At 58.2% G+C, this 14,827-nt stretch carries 11 protein-coding genes and 1 tRNA gene; 11 read left to right on the top strand and 1 reads right to left on the bottom strand.

What is annotated here, in order from left to right:
- The first annotated feature begins 294 nt into the window (after window positions 1-294).
- From uvrY to ACMGF8_RS23600, 4 genes are all read left to right on the top strand, one after another.
- On the top strand, window positions 295-936 hold the full coding sequence (gene uvrY, locus ACMGF8_RS23615) for a UvrY/SirA/GacA family response regulator transcription factor (RefSeq protein ID WP_011061841.1): 642 nt from the start codon (window positions 295-297) through the stop codon (window positions 934-936).
- A gap of 1 nt (window position 937) precedes the next feature.
- The gene (gene uvrC, locus ACMGF8_RS23610) at window positions 938-2,761 is read left to right on the top strand and encodes an excinuclease ABC subunit UvrC (RefSeq protein WP_416760361.1); all 1,824 of its coding nucleotides are present in this window, start codon (window positions 938-940) and stop codon (window positions 2,759-2,761) included.
- 32 nt (window positions 2,762-2,793) lie between these two features.
- On the top strand, window positions 2,794-3,354 hold the full coding sequence (gene pgsA, locus ACMGF8_RS23605) for a CDP-diacylglycerol--glycerol-3-phosphate 3-phosphatidyltransferase (RefSeq protein WP_060839891.1): 561 nt from the start codon (window positions 2,794-2,796) through the stop codon (window positions 3,352-3,354).
- Between the two features lie 65 nt (window positions 3,355-3,419).
- Window positions 3,420-3,495, top strand: a tRNA-Gly gene (locus ACMGF8_RS23600).
- Between the two features lie 783 nt (window positions 3,496-4,278).
- Here ACMGF8_RS23600 and ACMGF8_RS23595 read toward each other — a convergent pair.
- Entirely contained in the window at window positions 4,279-4,452 is a 174-nt protein-coding gene (locus ACMGF8_RS23595; RefSeq protein WP_207166105.1) for a hypothetical protein, read from the bottom strand.
- 745 nt (window positions 4,453-5,197) lie between these two features.
- Between ACMGF8_RS23595 and tssA the strand changes: the two genes are divergently transcribed.
- From tssA to tssH, 7 genes are all read left to right on the top strand, one after another.
- Window positions 5,198-6,754, top strand: coding sequence for a type VI secretion system protein TssA (gene tssA, locus ACMGF8_RS23590; RefSeq protein ID WP_250330857.1), 1,557 nt, complete (start codon window positions 5,198-5,200; stop codon window positions 6,752-6,754).
- 32 nt (window positions 6,755-6,786) lie between these two features.
- Window positions 6,787-7,290 (top strand): type VI secretion system contractile sheath small subunit, encoded by a 504-nt coding sequence (tssB, locus tag ACMGF8_RS23585; protein WP_102864948.1) that lies wholly within the window; start codon window positions 6,787-6,789, stop codon window positions 7,288-7,290.
- A 26-nt stretch (window positions 7,291-7,316) separates the two neighbouring features.
- Entirely contained in the window at window positions 7,317-8,792 is a 1,476-nt protein-coding gene (gene tssC / locus ACMGF8_RS23580; RefSeq protein WP_102864949.1) for a type VI secretion system contractile sheath large subunit, read from the top strand.
- 14 nt (window positions 8,793-8,806) lie between these two features.
- On the top strand, window positions 8,807-9,214 hold the full coding sequence (tssE, locus tag ACMGF8_RS23575; protein ID WP_102864950.1) for a type VI secretion system baseplate subunit TssE: 408 nt from the start codon (window positions 8,807-8,809) through the stop codon (window positions 9,212-9,214).
- Window positions 9,215-9,410: 196 nt separating this feature from the next.
- Window positions 9,411-11,198: a type VI secretion system baseplate subunit TssF gene (tssF, locus tag ACMGF8_RS23570; RefSeq protein ID WP_305949915.1), complete on the top strand. Its 1,788-nt coding sequence runs from the start codon at window positions 9,411-9,413 to the stop codon at window positions 11,196-11,198.
- The gene (gene tssG, locus ACMGF8_RS23565) at window positions 11,162-12,169 is read left to right on the top strand and encodes a type VI secretion system baseplate subunit TssG (protein WP_102864952.1); all 1,008 of its coding nucleotides are present in this window, start codon (window positions 11,162-11,164) and stop codon (window positions 12,167-12,169) included. The genes tssF and tssG overlap by 37 nt, the downstream gene beginning before the upstream one ends.
- A gap of 13 nt (window positions 12,170-12,182) precedes the next feature.
- Window positions 12,183-14,825, top strand: a complete 2,643-nt coding sequence (tssH, locus tag ACMGF8_RS23560) for a type VI secretion system ATPase TssH (RefSeq protein ID WP_416757337.1) — start codon at window positions 12,183-12,185, stop codon at window positions 14,823-14,825.
- The last annotated feature ends 2 nt before the right edge of the window (window positions 14,826-14,827 follow it).

The raw sequence follows: 14,827 nt of genomic DNA, 5'->3' as shown, positions 1-14,827 counted from the left end.
TGCGAATACCGGGCATAGTTCAAAACCGTTCAAATTGCTTGAGGGTACTGTTCAAGGACGATCAGAGGGCAATCTTTCGTCTGACCAGGACCCTGGCGAGTTGTCGTAGATCCAGATTCTGCGCAAAAGCCCCTGATCGCCGAGCCCTGAAGCCAGAGCGTTTTCTTGCTTCAGGTTGGCGGCGTCTCTTATCGCTTGCCGATGTTTTTTATATAGCGCTTGTGATTAGGTTTGTACGTCGCTTTTTGCTAAGGTATCCGGCAACCTATAAAGACCAAATCGCGAGGTGTCTGCTTGATTAGGGTGCTAGTAGTCGATGACCATGATCTCGTTCGTACGGGCATTACACGAATGTTGGCTGACATCGATGGCCTGCAAGTAGTCGGGCAGGCGGAGTCAGGGGAAGAATCCCTGCTCAAGGCTCGGGAGTTGAAGCCCGATGTGGTCCTGATGGACGTAAAGATGCCCGGGATCGGCGGCCTTGAGGCCACGCGCAAATTGCTGCGCAGTCATCCGGATATCAAGGTCGTGGCGGTGACTGTCTGCGAGGAAGATCCTTTTCCGACGCGGTTGCTGCAGGCCGGTGCGGCGGGCTACCTGACCAAGGGTGCGGGCCTCAATGAAATGGTCCAGGCCATTCGCCTGGTTTTTGCCGGTCAGCGTTACATCAGCCCGCAGATTGCTCAGCAACTGGTGTTCAAATCGTTCCAGCCTTCCAGTGATTCCCCGTTCGATGCCTTGTCGGAGCGGGAAATTCAGATTGCGCTGATGATTGTCGGTTGCCAGAAGGTGCAGATCATCTCCGACAAGCTGTGTCTGTCGCCGAAAACCGTGAACACCTACCGCTATCGTATTTTCGAGAAGCTGTCGATCAGTAGTGATGTCGAGTTGACGCTACTGGCGGTTCGTCATGGCATGGTTGATGCCAGCCTCTGAAATGACTGACCTGTTTGATCCCAGTGCTTTTCTTTCTACCTGCAGTGGCCGTCCCGGCGTGTATCGCATGTTCGACAGCGATGCACGCCTGCTTTACGTGGGCAAAGCCAAGAATCTGAAAAACCGGCTGTCCAGCTATTTCCGCAAGACCGGCCAGGCACCGAAGACCGCAGCCCTGGTGGCGCGTATCGCGCAGATCGAAACCACCATTACCGCCAATGAGACCGAAGCGCTGCTGCTGGAGCAGACGCTGATCAAGGAGTGGCGGCCGCCCTACAACATTCTCTTGCGCGACGATAAGTCCTATCCCTATGTGTTTCTTTCGGATGGCGATTTTCCGCGTTTCAGCATTCATCGCGGGGCGAAGAAGCACAAGGGCAAATATTTCGGGCCATACCCCAGTGCCGGTGCCATTCGGGAAAGCCTCAGCCTGTTGCAGAAGACCTTCATGGTCCGCCAGTGCGAGGACAGCTATTACAAAAACCGCACGCGGCCCTGCCTGCAGTACCAGATCAAGCGCTGTAAGGCGCCTTGCGTCGGCCTAGTGGAGCCTGAGGTCTATGCCGACGACGTGCGCCACTCGGTCATGTTCCTGGAAGGTCGTAGTAACGCCTTGACCGACGAACTTTCCAGTGCCATGGAGGCGGCCGCCGGCACTCTGGATTTTGAAAAGGCCGCCGAGTTGCGGGACCAGATTTCCCTGCTGCGCCGAGTCCAGGACCAGCAAAGCATGGAAGGTGGCACCGGTGATGTGGATGTGGTCGCGGCCTTCGTTAACCCGGGTGGCGCCTGCGTGCACCTGATCAGCGTGCGTGGCGGTCGGGTGCTGGGTAGCAAGAACTTCTTTCCCCAGGTGGGCATCGAGGAAGATGTAGCGCAAGTCATGTCGGCCTTTCTGGGTCAGTATTTTGTCAGCAGTCCTGAGCGCGATCTGCCTGCGGAGTTGATCGTCAACGTGGTGCACGAAGACTTCCCGACGCTGGTCGCCGCCATTTACGAACTGCGGGGCCGCGAGCTGACCATCAGTCACCGGGTCCGTGGCACCCGTGCCCGCTGGCAGCAACTGGCGGTGACCAATGCCGAACAGGCTCTGAGTGCACGCTTGGCCAACCGCCAGCACGTAGCCGCGCGCTTTGAAGCCCTGGCTGAAGTTCTGAACCTGGACGAGCCACCGCAGCGCCTGGAGTGCTACGACATCAGCCACTCCAGCGGCGAGGCCACAGTGGCCTCCTGCGTGGTGTTCGGTCCGGAAGGGCCGCTGAAATCCGATTACCGCCGTTACAACATTGAGGGCGTCACCGCCGGAGACGACTATGCGGCCATGCATCAGGCTCTGACCCGGCGCTTCAGCAAGCTCAAGGAAGGCGAAGGCAAGCTGCCGGATATCCTTCTGGTGGATGGCGGCAAGGGGCAATTGTCCATGGCTCGCGACGTGCTCAATGAACTGGCGGTACCGGACCTGATCCTCCTCGGCGTAGCCAAGGGGGCGACCCGCAAGGCGGGTTTCGAGACCTTGTACCTGAATGACGCCGCCCACGAGTTCACCCTCAAAGGCGACTCACCGGCGTTACACCTGATTCAGCAAATCCGCGATGAGGCTCACCGCTTCGCGATCACCGGTCACCGTGCCCGACGAGGCAAAACCCGGCGTACCTCGACCCTGGAAGGGGTGGCGGGCGTTGGCCCGAAGCGTCGGCGGGACCTTCTTAAACATTTTGGTGGATTGCAAGAACTGTCTCGTGCCAGCATCGACGAGATAGCCAAAGCACCGGGAATCAGTAAAAAGCTCGCAGAGTTGATTTATGCAAACCTGCACAGCGAGTAGAATGCCCAATCACCTCGTAGCCAGTTGTGCCGATGAATATCCCTAATCTGATCACCGTTCTACGCGTCCTGCTCATCCCGATTTTCATATTGCTGTTCTATTTGCCCTATAGCTGGAGCTACATGGCGGCCAGTTCAGTCTTTGCCTTCGCGGCTGCCACTGACTGGTTGGATGGCTACCTGGCACGACGCCTGCAGCAGAGCACGCCGTTTGGCGCGTTCCTCGACCCTGTAGCCGACAAGCTGATGGTGGCGGTGGCCCTGGTGCTGCTGGTGCAAGAGCACGGCAACCTGTGGCTGACCTTGCCGGCAGCGGTGATCATCGGTCGCGAGATTGTTGTTTCGGCACTGCGCGAATGGATGGCCGAACTTGGCGCCCGGGCCCAGGTGGCAGTGTCCAATATGGGCAAATGGAAAACAGCAGCGCAGATGCTGGCGCTGGTGATCCTCCTGGCCAACCCTTCGGACTTCAGCTTCTGGGTCTTGGTGGGCTATGCCTTGCTGCTGGTAGCGGCGGGGCTAACCTTGTGGTCGATGCTGCAGTATCTGCGGGCCGCCTGGCCGCATCTTAAAATCGACAACGAGAAAAAATAAGTATTTTTGAATCAAGGGCTTGACGCGCATTCGGATTTCTATAGAATGCGCAACACCAAGACGATGCGGGAATAGCTCAGTTGGTAGAGCACGACCTTGCCAAGGTCGGGGTCGCGAGTTCGAGTCTCGTTTCCCGCTCCAAATATAGCGTTGTAGAATTCAGTCGATTTCTACTGCGATCGAAAAAAGGACCTCCGGGTCCTTTTTTCGTTTCTATGTTTTTCGCTCAAATCCAGCATCATCCAGTGCGTTTAAGTCCAGAATTGAGTACGTTTCAAACGCTCAAGTCTGGTCAAGTGCTGAACCGGTTTGTTGTCGGCGTATGTCGATGTAGGTTATCCCCGCCCATCAACTCAATCGGACCTTGCGTGGGAAATCGTCCCCCCCGCCGGATCGTCTTACCGAAGGTGCTGTAGTTCAGTCCTCTTTCCTAAACGTGATACCCCCTGAAAACACAGATTCTGCTCAATCCGATTCTGCGATAGCGTTCTCCTCATGCTTTGTAGTACGCGCGGCACCTCGAGTCCTCCGACATCGGTCATTTCCTACGGTGTGCCGATCTGGTCGGTATGTAAGTTGTAGCTTTGGCTGGAAAGGCCGAGGGCGTTTTCGATGCGCGGCTGATCAGATTGCCTCATGGCCAAGTTTTTCTCTGGCATAGCGGGTCATGCATTTACCGCAGTCGCCGATTTCGATAATCGTCGATCAGGCCGTGGATGCCTTCACCATCCAGGCCGAACTGCAAGGAAGCCGGTTGGTTGAGTAGGCTTTTCAGCTCGACATTAGGCTCTGTCCGAAAAGTTTCGAGACGAAGGTCAGGCAAGGCGAAAACGTTAGAGGAACGGCCGGGGTCGCGTTCGACTTTACGGGGTGTCAATGAGCATTCCGATCGGACTCGCGCACGAGACCGTTTTCAACGCAGCATCACCGAGTATCAAGGGTTTTCGTACAACGCATAGGGTTGTCCGAAATCAACTCGATACGGATCGCATACAGCTCGCAGATGGCTTCGCAACCCTTGAAGGCCAGCCCCTTGAAGTCGTGGCGAACGGCAGGGATGGACAGCACAAAATGTGCAGTGTCGACTGAAGCGAACATAGACTCATCCTTAAGCTTTAACCCGCACCTTGCCTGGCTCTGATGCAAGATGGCGCTCAAACTGGCAAAGCGTACGCAAACGCTAATATGAGACTGGTCTGTAAAGTCAGTTGAAACTTCTGAGTCTAAAAGCTGCCCTCAATTAAGAACGGTGATGTTTAGGCCTAGGGCTCCGCTCACCATTCAAACGCCATGACCAAACAACACATCAGGACCATCGAGGTTAAGCAATAACTGGCCCGTATCCGGTGCTACAACAACGCAAAGCCTGCACTCTCATAATGAATCGCCGAGCAGTTTCCATTTTTTTGGAAGCTGTTGTACCGCTATTTCAGGGAGTTACACCTTGAGCCGAGTGTTCCTCTTGTTGGACGCGACCTTGAAAGGAGGTTGTGTTTTAGTTTCTAAGTAAGTTTCTTATGTTGTTGATAAACATGAGCTAATTATATTTATCTCTCGGTGCGCCGTTAGCTGAATAAGGTTGTCTCGCCCCGTTTTTACTTTCTGATACAGCATGGTTAATGGAGGTATATATCTGTGGTAATGCATCGCGACGGCACTGCATGAGCGAAAAGGTCGGTAACAAAGGTCCTAGCGCGGAGTGCGCTTGTAGGAAAAATTGAAACGGTAAGGGAATTATTCTCGTAAGTTTAGGATTTTTCTTAAATTAATACTTATGGGTTAGGGGGTATATTTTTAAAGCACTAGCCATTTGTTCTGCGGCAAAGCTTTAAACAGGTCATGGATGAACTACTCAAATAAACTGTCTGCTCATTATCTTGAGATCGCCAAAGTCTCTATTTCCAAAGAGAGTTTTGCGGGCGCGGATGTTCGCTTTTCGAGTGAATACGAAGCCCTTGAAAACGAGTTGGCCAAAGCCCAGTCCATGCATGAAAGCGGTCAGATCGACTGGCTGAAAGTTCTTGAAAACAGTGAAAACCTGCTACGTGTGCAGTCCAAGGATCTGCGAGTGGCCGCCTGGCTCACTTGGGCGCTGTATCAGCGCGAGTCCTTCGCAGGATTGCTGGCGGGTTCCGGCCTCTTGCAGTACCTGTGTGAACAGCATTGGGTCGAGGTTCACCCCAATAAACTGCGTACCCGTGGTGCCGCCATCAGTTGGCTGGTGCCTCGACTGGAGCAGGCGTTAAGCGAAAACATCGCGATCAAGGAACAGTTACCGCTGTTTCGTCGACTGGTGCTGAATCTGGAAAAGCTTGATGCGGTACTGACCCAGCATCTTGGCGATGACGCTCCTTTGTTACTGCCCATCTGTCGGCGGCTGTCGAGCATGATCCAGCGTGCCGTCGAGCATCAGCCAGAGCTCGGCGCGGTCGGCACGGTGGTAGCACAGGTCAAGCAGGCAGCGACCCAGCTCTTCTCATCGGCCTCGTCGATCGATAACGAAAAGGATGCTCAGAGGGTCCTGCGTGCGCTGCAGGAGCATGCCCGACCTCTGTGCGCCTGGTGGCTCAAGCAGAAGGCTACCGACGTGCGCTCCCTGCGCCTGAACCGCACCATGCTGTGGTTGCCCATCGATACTGTCCCGGAGCGTAACGCTGAACAGGTCACGGCATTGCGAGGGCTGCCAGGGGACAAACTCAAGGCTTACCAGGAACGCTTTGCCGGTGGCCAGTTCGCTGATTTGTTGCTGGAACTTGAAGCCAGCCTGTCCAGGGCACCCTTTTGGTTCGACGGGCAGCGCATGGTCTGGGAGTGCTTGCAAGCGTTGAACGCCGACCAGGCCATGCGTGAAGTCGAATTTCACTTTGCGCTCTTGCTGCAGCGTCTGCCGGGAGTGGTTGAGTTGCGCTTTCACGACGGCACCCCCTTCGCCGATCCGGCCACTCGAAGCTGGATCAGCGCCCATGTCATGCCTCACCTATCCGCCACCAGCGCACCGCGTCAGGTCGACGCCAGCTCCAGCCAGCCGATTTGGGAGGAGGCCCTGGAAGAGGTCTTGCCGATCCTGCGCAAGGATGGCCTCAAGGCGGCGGTGCAAGTACTCAAGCCAGGCCTGCAGAGTGCGCGTGGCGGTCGCGTGAGGTTCTTCTGGCATTTCAGCCTGGCGCGGCTGTGTTTCATCGCCAAGAAGTACGAGCTGGCCAAGACCCAGCTGGAAACCCTTGATCAAGAATTGCAGAACTCAGGCTTGCACGCCTGGGAGCCGGATCTTGCGTTGGAAGTGCTGCACCTCCTGCATAGCTGCTGTGAGTTGTTGCCGCAGAACCACGCAGTGCGAGAACGCAAGGAAGAGATTTATCGCAGGCTGTGCCATCTCGACCTCGAGGTGGTACTCGAATAGGCCCACGGGCCGACAATCGCAAGGAAAGGACCATGGCCAAAGAAGGCTCTGTAGCCCCTAAGGAACGCATCAACGTCACCTTCAAACCCGCGACCGGCGGAGCTCAGGAGGAGATTGAGCTACCGCTGAAACTGCTGGCGATCGGCGATTACACCCAGCGTCCGGATGAACGCAAGGTGGAAGATCGCAAGCCGATCAGTATCGACAAAATGACTTTCGACGAAGTCTTGGCCAAGCAGGATCTGAGTCTGACGCTCAGCGTGCCTAACCGTCTTCAGGAGGACAGTGACGCTGATGAGCTGGCGGTCAGTCTGCGGGTCAGCTCGATGAAGGACTTCAACCCGGCCAGCTTGGTAGAGCAGGTGCCCGAGTTGAAAAAGCTGATGGAGCTGCGCGATGCCTTGGTGGCACTCAAGGGGCCTCTGGGTAATGCCCCTGCGTTTCGCAAAGCCATCGAAGGCGTTCTCGCCGACGACGAATCCCGCGTTCGCGTGCTCGGTGAGCTGGGCCTGAACGCCGCCGCCCCAGACGCCTGACCCATCAGACAAGGAAGCCACAACACATGACTACCCGTGCCGCGCAACACCAAAGCAACGAGAGCAGCGAGTACAGCATTCTCGACGGCATCATCGCCGAAACCCGTCTGACTCCGAACGACGAAGCCTACGATATCGCCAAGCGCGGAGTGTCAGCCTTCATCGAGGAGCTGCTCAAACCGCAGAACAGCGGCGAGCCGGTCAAGAAGGCCATGGTCGATCGCATGATCGCCGAGATCGATGCCAAGCTCAGCCAGCAGATGGATGAGATTCTCCACCACGAAGACTTTCAGTCGCTGGAGTCTGCCTGGCGGGGGCTGCAGTTACTGGTGGAGCGCACCAATTTCCGTGAAAACATCAAGATAGAAATCCTCAACGTCTCCAAGCAGGACCTGCTGGACGACTTCGAAGATTCGCCGGAAGTGATGCAGGCCGGCCTTTACAAACACATCTACACCGCGGAGTACGGCCAGTTTGGTGGCCAGCCAGTCGGCGCGATCATCGCCAACTACTTCATGTCGCCCAGTTCTCCCGACGTGAAGTTGATGCAGTACGTCTCCAGCGTTGCCTGCATGTCACATGCGCCGTTCATTGCCGCCGCAGGCCCGAACTTCTTTGGTCTGGAAAGCTTCACCGGCCTGCCGGACCTGAAGGATCTGAAGGATCATTTCGAAGGCCCGCAATTTGCCAAGTGGCAGAGCTTCCGGCAGTCGGAGGACTCTCGCTACATCGCCCTGACCTTGCCGCGGTTCCTGCTGCGCAATCCCTATGATCCGGAAGAAAACCCGGTCAAGTCCTTCGTCTACAAGGAAACCGTTGCCAACAACCACGAGCACTACCTGTGGGGCAATACCGCATATGCGTTCGGCACCAAGTTGACCGACAGCTTCGCCAAGTTCCGCTGGTGCCCGAACATCATCGGTCCGCAGAGCGGTGGCGCGGTGGAAGACTTGCCGCTGCACCATTTCGAAAGCATGGGTGAAATCGAAACCAAGATCCCGACTGAAGTGCTGGTTTCAGATCGTCGTGAGTACGAACTGGCGGAGGAGGGCTTCATCTCCCTGACCATGCGCAAGGGCAGTGACAACGCCGCGTTCTTCTCTGCCAACTCGGTACAGAAGCCGAAGTTCTTTGGCATCAGCGCTGAAGGCAAGACCGCGGAGCTGAACTACAAGCTTGGCACCCAACTGCCCTACATGATGATCGTCAACCGCCTGGCTCACTACCTGAAGGTGCTGCAGCGTGAACAGCTCGGCTCATGGAAGGAGCGTACCGATCTTGAGCTGGAGCTCAATAAATGGATCCGTCAGTACGTGGCTGACCAGGAAAACCCCAGTGCCGAAGTCCGTGGCCGTCGTCCGCTGCGCGCTGCGCAGATCATCGTCAGCGATGTGGAGGGCGAGCCGGGCTGGTATCGCGTGAGCCTGAACGTGCGCCCGCACTTCAAGTACATGGGGGCCGACTTCACGCTTTCTCTGGTTGGCAAACTGGATAAAGAGTAACCGGGAGCCAGGTCATGAGCGGATACGGCAGCCTGTTTGAACGCCTGAGCGCAGAGGCCGACCAGCGTGCCGGCTGGAGCCGCGAGGTAGGCGCGATGGCATCGGTGGCTGCCCATCTGGGCAAGATGCTCAGCACCCGTGCGGGGAGCGTGCAAACGCTTTCCGACTACGGGTTGCCCGATCTCAACGACATGCGCTTGAGCTTGCACGATGCCCTGAGCCAGGCCCGTTTGGCCATCGAACACTTCATCGAAGCCTACGAGCCGCGGCTCAGTCAGGTGCGTGTCGTTTCTCTGCCGCGTGATCATGACCCGCTCAAGCTGGCGTTCAGCATTGAAGGCTTGCTTGAGGTGGAAGGGATCAAGCGTCAGGTCAGTTTTTCCGCGTGCCTGGATGGCAGCGGGCAAGTCAAGGTCAGTTAAGGAGACGACGATGACAGCACACCACGCAGTCTGCGCCAGCCGGGTTGTTGGCTACCCAGGCCACGACCTTTGTTGGCTATCCGGTACGCGTCGCGAACACGGCAGGGATCTTTGGAGAGTGGGGTAACGCGGCGCGGCTACTGGCAACGCGTTCCACCGCAGTGATCCATGACTCTTACTACCAGGCACTGAGCCCATGTCCTTTAACCACTACTACCAAAGTGAGCTGACCGCGCTGCGCCAGCTGGGCCGTCGTTTCGCCGAGCGCAGTCCGGCCTTGGCACCTTTTCTGGGGGAGGCCGGACGAGACCCGGATGTAGAGCGCCTGCTCGAAGGGTTTGCGTTTCTGACGGGACGTCTGCGCCAGAAGCTCGACGACGAACTGCCCGAGCTGAGCCACTCGCTGATGCACCTGCTGTGGCCGAACTACATGCGGCCATTGCCAGCGTTCAGCATCTTGCAGTTCGACCCCCTACAGCAGTCCGGACCCGCCCAGCACATACCGCGAGATACGCCGGTAGAGAGCAAGCCCATTGATGATGTCTGCTGCCGATTTCGCACCTGCTATCCGACCGATGTGCTGCCTCTGGACCTGACGGCATTGAGTTACTCGGTCAAGGGTGACGGTGCACTGTTGAGCCTGCGTCTGGAAATGAGTTGCGACGGTCATATTGGTGAGCTGAACCTGGAGCGTCTGCGCTTGCACCTGGCCGGTGAGCGCTACATCAGTCAGATGCTTTACCTCAGCCTGCTGCGCAACCTTGAGGGCATCGAGCTGGTGCCGTTGGGGGTGGACGGCGAGCCGCTGGCCGGAGTCAACGGCGTTGGGATGTCCTTCAAGATACCGGGCAATCGTGTACAGCCTGTGGGCTTTGCCGAAGAAGAGGCCTTGATCCCGTACCCGCTGAATACCTTCCGCGGGTATCGCTATTTGCAGGAGTATTTTGCGCTCCAGGATAAGTTCCTGTTTGTCGATCTCAGTGGTCTGGATCTGCTGCAGAGGTTGGCGCAAGACATCCTTCAGCGCATGCACGGTTTGGAGTTGCGCTTCGATATTCGCAACAGTGGGGTGCAACGTCTGCGTCCGACACTGGACAACGTGAAGCTCTACTGCACGCCTATCGTCAACCTGTTCAAGCACGATGCCTTGCCGATTCGTCTCGACGGCAAGCAGGACGAGTACCTGCTGCTACCGGCCAAGTACGAACTGGAACATTGCGGCGTGTTTTCCATTGAAAGCGTCACCGGCTGGAAGCCGGGAGGCCTGGGTTATCAGGCGTATGTACCCTTCGAGTCGTTCGAGCATGATCCGAGTTTCGACGTGCCCCACAGCCGTCCGCACTACAGCATTCGCCAGCGCTCATCGTTGCTGCACGACGGCCTCGATACCTACCTGAGCTTCGGCATCCGTCACACCGAGGCTCAGGAAACCCTGTCGATCGAGCTGATGTGCACCAACCAGAACCTGCCGCGTCGGCTCAAGCTCGGCGACATCAACCAGTTGTGCGAGGAAACCCCGGAGTTTCTCAGCTTCCGCAACATCACACCGGTCACGTCGAGCTACGCACCACCGCTGAACCGCGATTTTCTGTGGAAGCTCATCAGCAACATGTCGCTCAACTATCTGTCGCTGGCCAACGTCGATGCGTTGAAGGTGATCCTCGAAACCTACGATTTGCCACGCTACTACGACCAGCACCTGGAGAAGGTCAGCAAGCGTTTGCTGGGCGGGCTCAAGTCGATACGTCACGAGCACGTCGACCGCCTGCACCGAGGTTTGCCGCTGCGTGGATTACGCACCGAGCTGAGTATCGATCCCCAAGGCTATATCGGTGAAGGCGACCTGTTCGTTTTCGCATCGGTTCTTAACGAGTTTTTTGCTCTTTACGCCAGTCTCAATTCCTACCATGAGCTGCGGGTAAAAAGTACACAGGGAGAGGTGTACAAATGGGCGCCACGCATGGGGCTGCAGCCCCTGCTTTAAGCAGACTGAGCACGGTAATACGAGAGTATTCGCTGTTTCAGGCCGTACTGTTGGTCGTCGATCGCTTGCGTGATGCCCATCCGTACCTGAGTGAAGAGGAACTCTACGATCAGCTGGAGTTCCAGGCCAATCCGAGCCTGGGTTTCCCTGGCAGCGATGTTGATCGCGTGGAGTTTTTTGAAGAGCGCGGCCAGATGCGTGCACGTTTGCGTTTCAACCTGATCGGGTTGTTCGGCGCGGGCTCGCCCTTGCCGGCCTTCTATGGCGAGCAGGCCCTGGGCGATGGCGAGGAGGGCAACCCGACACGCAACTTCCTCGATCTGTTCCATCACCGCCTGCAACGCCTGATGCTGCCGATCTGGAGTAAATACCGCTATCGCGCCAGCTTCAAGAGTGGTGCCCTGGACCCGTTTTCAGCGCATTTGTTTGCCTTGATCGGCCTGGGTGGCGAAGAGATCCGCAAGGCCAAGGAACTGAACTGGAAACGCTTGCTGCCATACCTGGGATTGCTCAGCTTGCGCGCCCATTCGGCGGCGCTGATCGAGGCGGTGCTGCGCTACTACTTCAAGCACGCAGACCTGGTGATCGAGCAGTGCATCGAGCGCCGGGTAGAGATTCTCGACGAGCAGCGCAATTGCCTGGGGCAGGCCAACAGCCTGCTCGCCGAGGACCTGGTACTGGGCGAGCGGGTGCGCGACCGCAGCGGCAAGTTCCGCATTCATATCAGCCAGCTCGACTGGCAACGCTTCCACGAGTTCCTGCCGATCGGATTCGGTTACCAGCCCTTGTGCGCGCTGGTGCGGTTCACCCTGCGCGATCCACTGGACTACGACATTCGCCTGGTGCTGCGCCAGGAGGAAATCCGCGAACTGTGCATCGGTGAACAGAACACCTGTCGTCTGGGGTGGACCAGTTGGCTCGGTCATGAAAAGGCCGACGGCGTGGTGACCCTGGGCAGCAAAATTCATTAAGGACAGATGACCCATGATCAACCTAGACCTGCAACAACTTATCCAGGCACTGGACGCTGAAACCCGCCGCGACCTGGAGCGTTCCGCTGAGCGCTGCGTCGCCCGTGGCGGCAACAAGGTGCTGGTCGAAGACCTGCTGCTGGGTTTGCTGGAGCGTCCCCAAGGTCTGCTTGCCCGGGCGTTGCAGGACGCGCAAGTCGAGGCCGGCGAGTTGATTGAGGCACTGCAATCGCAAGTCGGCGATAGCGGCTCGCGCAGCCCGGTGTTCGCTCCGGAACTGGTGCAGTGGCTGCAGGACGCATTACTGGTGGCCAATCTTGAACTGGGTCAAAGCCAGGTCGAGCAGGCGGCCTTGATTCTGGCCTTGCTGCGCAACCCGATGCGTTATGCCGGCAGTCGCTACCAGCCGTTGCTGGCGAAACTGGACATCGAACGCCTGAAGGATTTTGCTCTGTCACAGCAGCAACGAACCTCCGGCGGCGGGCCGGCGGCAGCGGGGGAGTCGCTGTTGCAGCGTTTCACTCATAACCTCACCCAACAGGCGCGAGACGGCCAACTCGACCCGGTGCTGTGCCGCGACGATGCGATCCGGCAGATGGTCGACATCCTCGCCCGTCGCCGCAAGAACAACCCGATTGTGGTCGGTGAGGCTGGTGTCGGTAAAACCGCGGTCGTTGAAGGTCTGGCCTCGCGTATCGCCGCCGGAGAAGTACCGCCCGTGCTCAAGGACATTGAGCTGCTCTCGCTGGACATGGGGCTGCTGCAAGCGGGCGCCAGCGTCAAAGGTGAATTCGAACGGCGCCTCAAAGGGGTGATTGACGAGGTCAAAGCCTCGCCCAAACCGATCATCCTGTTCATCGATGAGGCTCATACCCTGATCGGCGCGGGCGGCAATGCCGGAGGCTCCGATGCGGCCAACCTGCTCAAGCCGGCCCTGGCCCGCGGTGAGCTGCGTACCATTGCGGCCACCACCTGGAGCGAATACAAAAAATACTTCGAGAAAGATCCGGCCCTGGCCCGGCGTTTCCAACCCGTGCAATTGCACGAACCCACCGTTGCCGAGGCGGTGACCATTCTGCGAGGCCTGGCCCAGGTCTATGAGAAGAGCCACGGTATCTACCTGCGTGATGACGCCGTGGTGGCCGCCGCCGAGCTCTCGGCCCGCTACCTCGCCGGGCGCCAATTGCCGGACAAGGCTGTCGATGTCCTAGACACCGCCTGTGCCCGGGTTCGCATCAGCCTTGCAGCGGCGCCTGAGCGTCTGGAGCGTCTGCGTGGCGAGTGTGCTGAGGGACGGCGTCAGTGCCAGGCTCTGCGGCGCGACGCCGAAGCCGGACTGAAGATCGACCACGAGGTCCTGGACAGCCTGGAAGCGCGGCTGGCCGATGCCGCGGAGCAACAGCAGGCCCTGGAAACACTCTGGCATGAGCAACGCACATTGGCCGAGCGCCTGCTGCAGTTACGTGTGCAATTGGCCAGGGCCCGCGACGCCAGCCCTCTGCGCTCGACACAGGACAGCGAAGGCTCGCCGGATGCCGGCCGGGAGACTGATGGGCAAGCCGGGCCTGGCGTGGTGGAGCTGGAGTCGGCACTCAACGACACCCATCGCGCCCTGAGCGATGCGCAAACCCGGGAGCGGCTGGTGAGCTTCGAGGTGTGTCCACGCCTGGTGGCTGAAGTCATCAGCGCCTGGACCGGCGTACCGCTGGCGCAACTGGCCCGTGAGCACAACGCCAAGGTGGCGAGTTTCGCCACTGACCTGAGTACCCGTATTCGCGGTCAGGACCAGGCGGTACAGGTTCTGGATCGTTCGATGCGTGCCGTGGCCGCAGGCCTGAATAAACCAGACGCACCAGTCGGCGTATTTCTCCTGGTGGGCCCCAGCGGTGTGGGCAAGACCGAAACCGCCCTGGCCCTGGCAGACCTGCTGTATGGCGGTGAGCGTTTCATCACCACCATCAACATGTCCGAGTTCCAGGAGAAACACACCGTTTCACGCTTGATTGGCGCTCCGCCGGGTTATGTCGGCTATGGCGAAGGCGGCATGCTCACCGAAGCGGTGCGGCAAAAACCCTACTCCGTGGTGCTGCTCGATGAAGTCGAGAAAGCCGATCCGGATGTGCTCAACCTGTTCTATCAGATCTTCGACAAGGGTGTGGCCAACGATGGCGAAGGGCGCGAGATCGATTTTCGCAACACGCTGATACTGATGACCTCGAACCTGGGCAGCGAGCGGATCAGCGCGCTGTGCGAGAACGGCGAGCGCCCGAGTGTCGACACCCTGGAGCAGACGATCCGTCCGGTATTGAGCAAGCATTTCAAACCGGCGCTGCTGGCACGTATGCGCGTGGTGCCTTACTACCCGGTGAGTGGCCCGGTGCTGCGTGAACTGATCGAAATCAAGTTGGCGCGACTGGGTGAGCGGCTGAACGCTCGGCAGCTGGAGTTCAGCCACTGCCAGGCGTTGGTCGATCACTTGGCCGAACGCTGTACTCAGAGCGAAAGCGGTGCACGCCTGATCGACTACTTGCTCGACCTGCACGTCCTGCCGTTGGTGGCCGACCGTCTGCTGGCGGCCATGGCCACTGGCGAGAACCTCAAACGTGTGTACGCAACGCTCGACAGCAGCGGTGGCGTGGCCTGCGAGTTCGCCTGAGG

The organism is Pseudomonas sp. BNK-7 (assembly GCF_048072025.1).
GTDB classification, from domain to species: Bacteria; Pseudomonadota; Gammaproteobacteria; order Pseudomonadales; family Pseudomonadaceae; genus Aquipseudomonas; species Aquipseudomonas danubii.
Note: the sequence above shows the minus strand (reverse complement) of the source record. Positions and strands in the feature narration are given on the sequence as shown.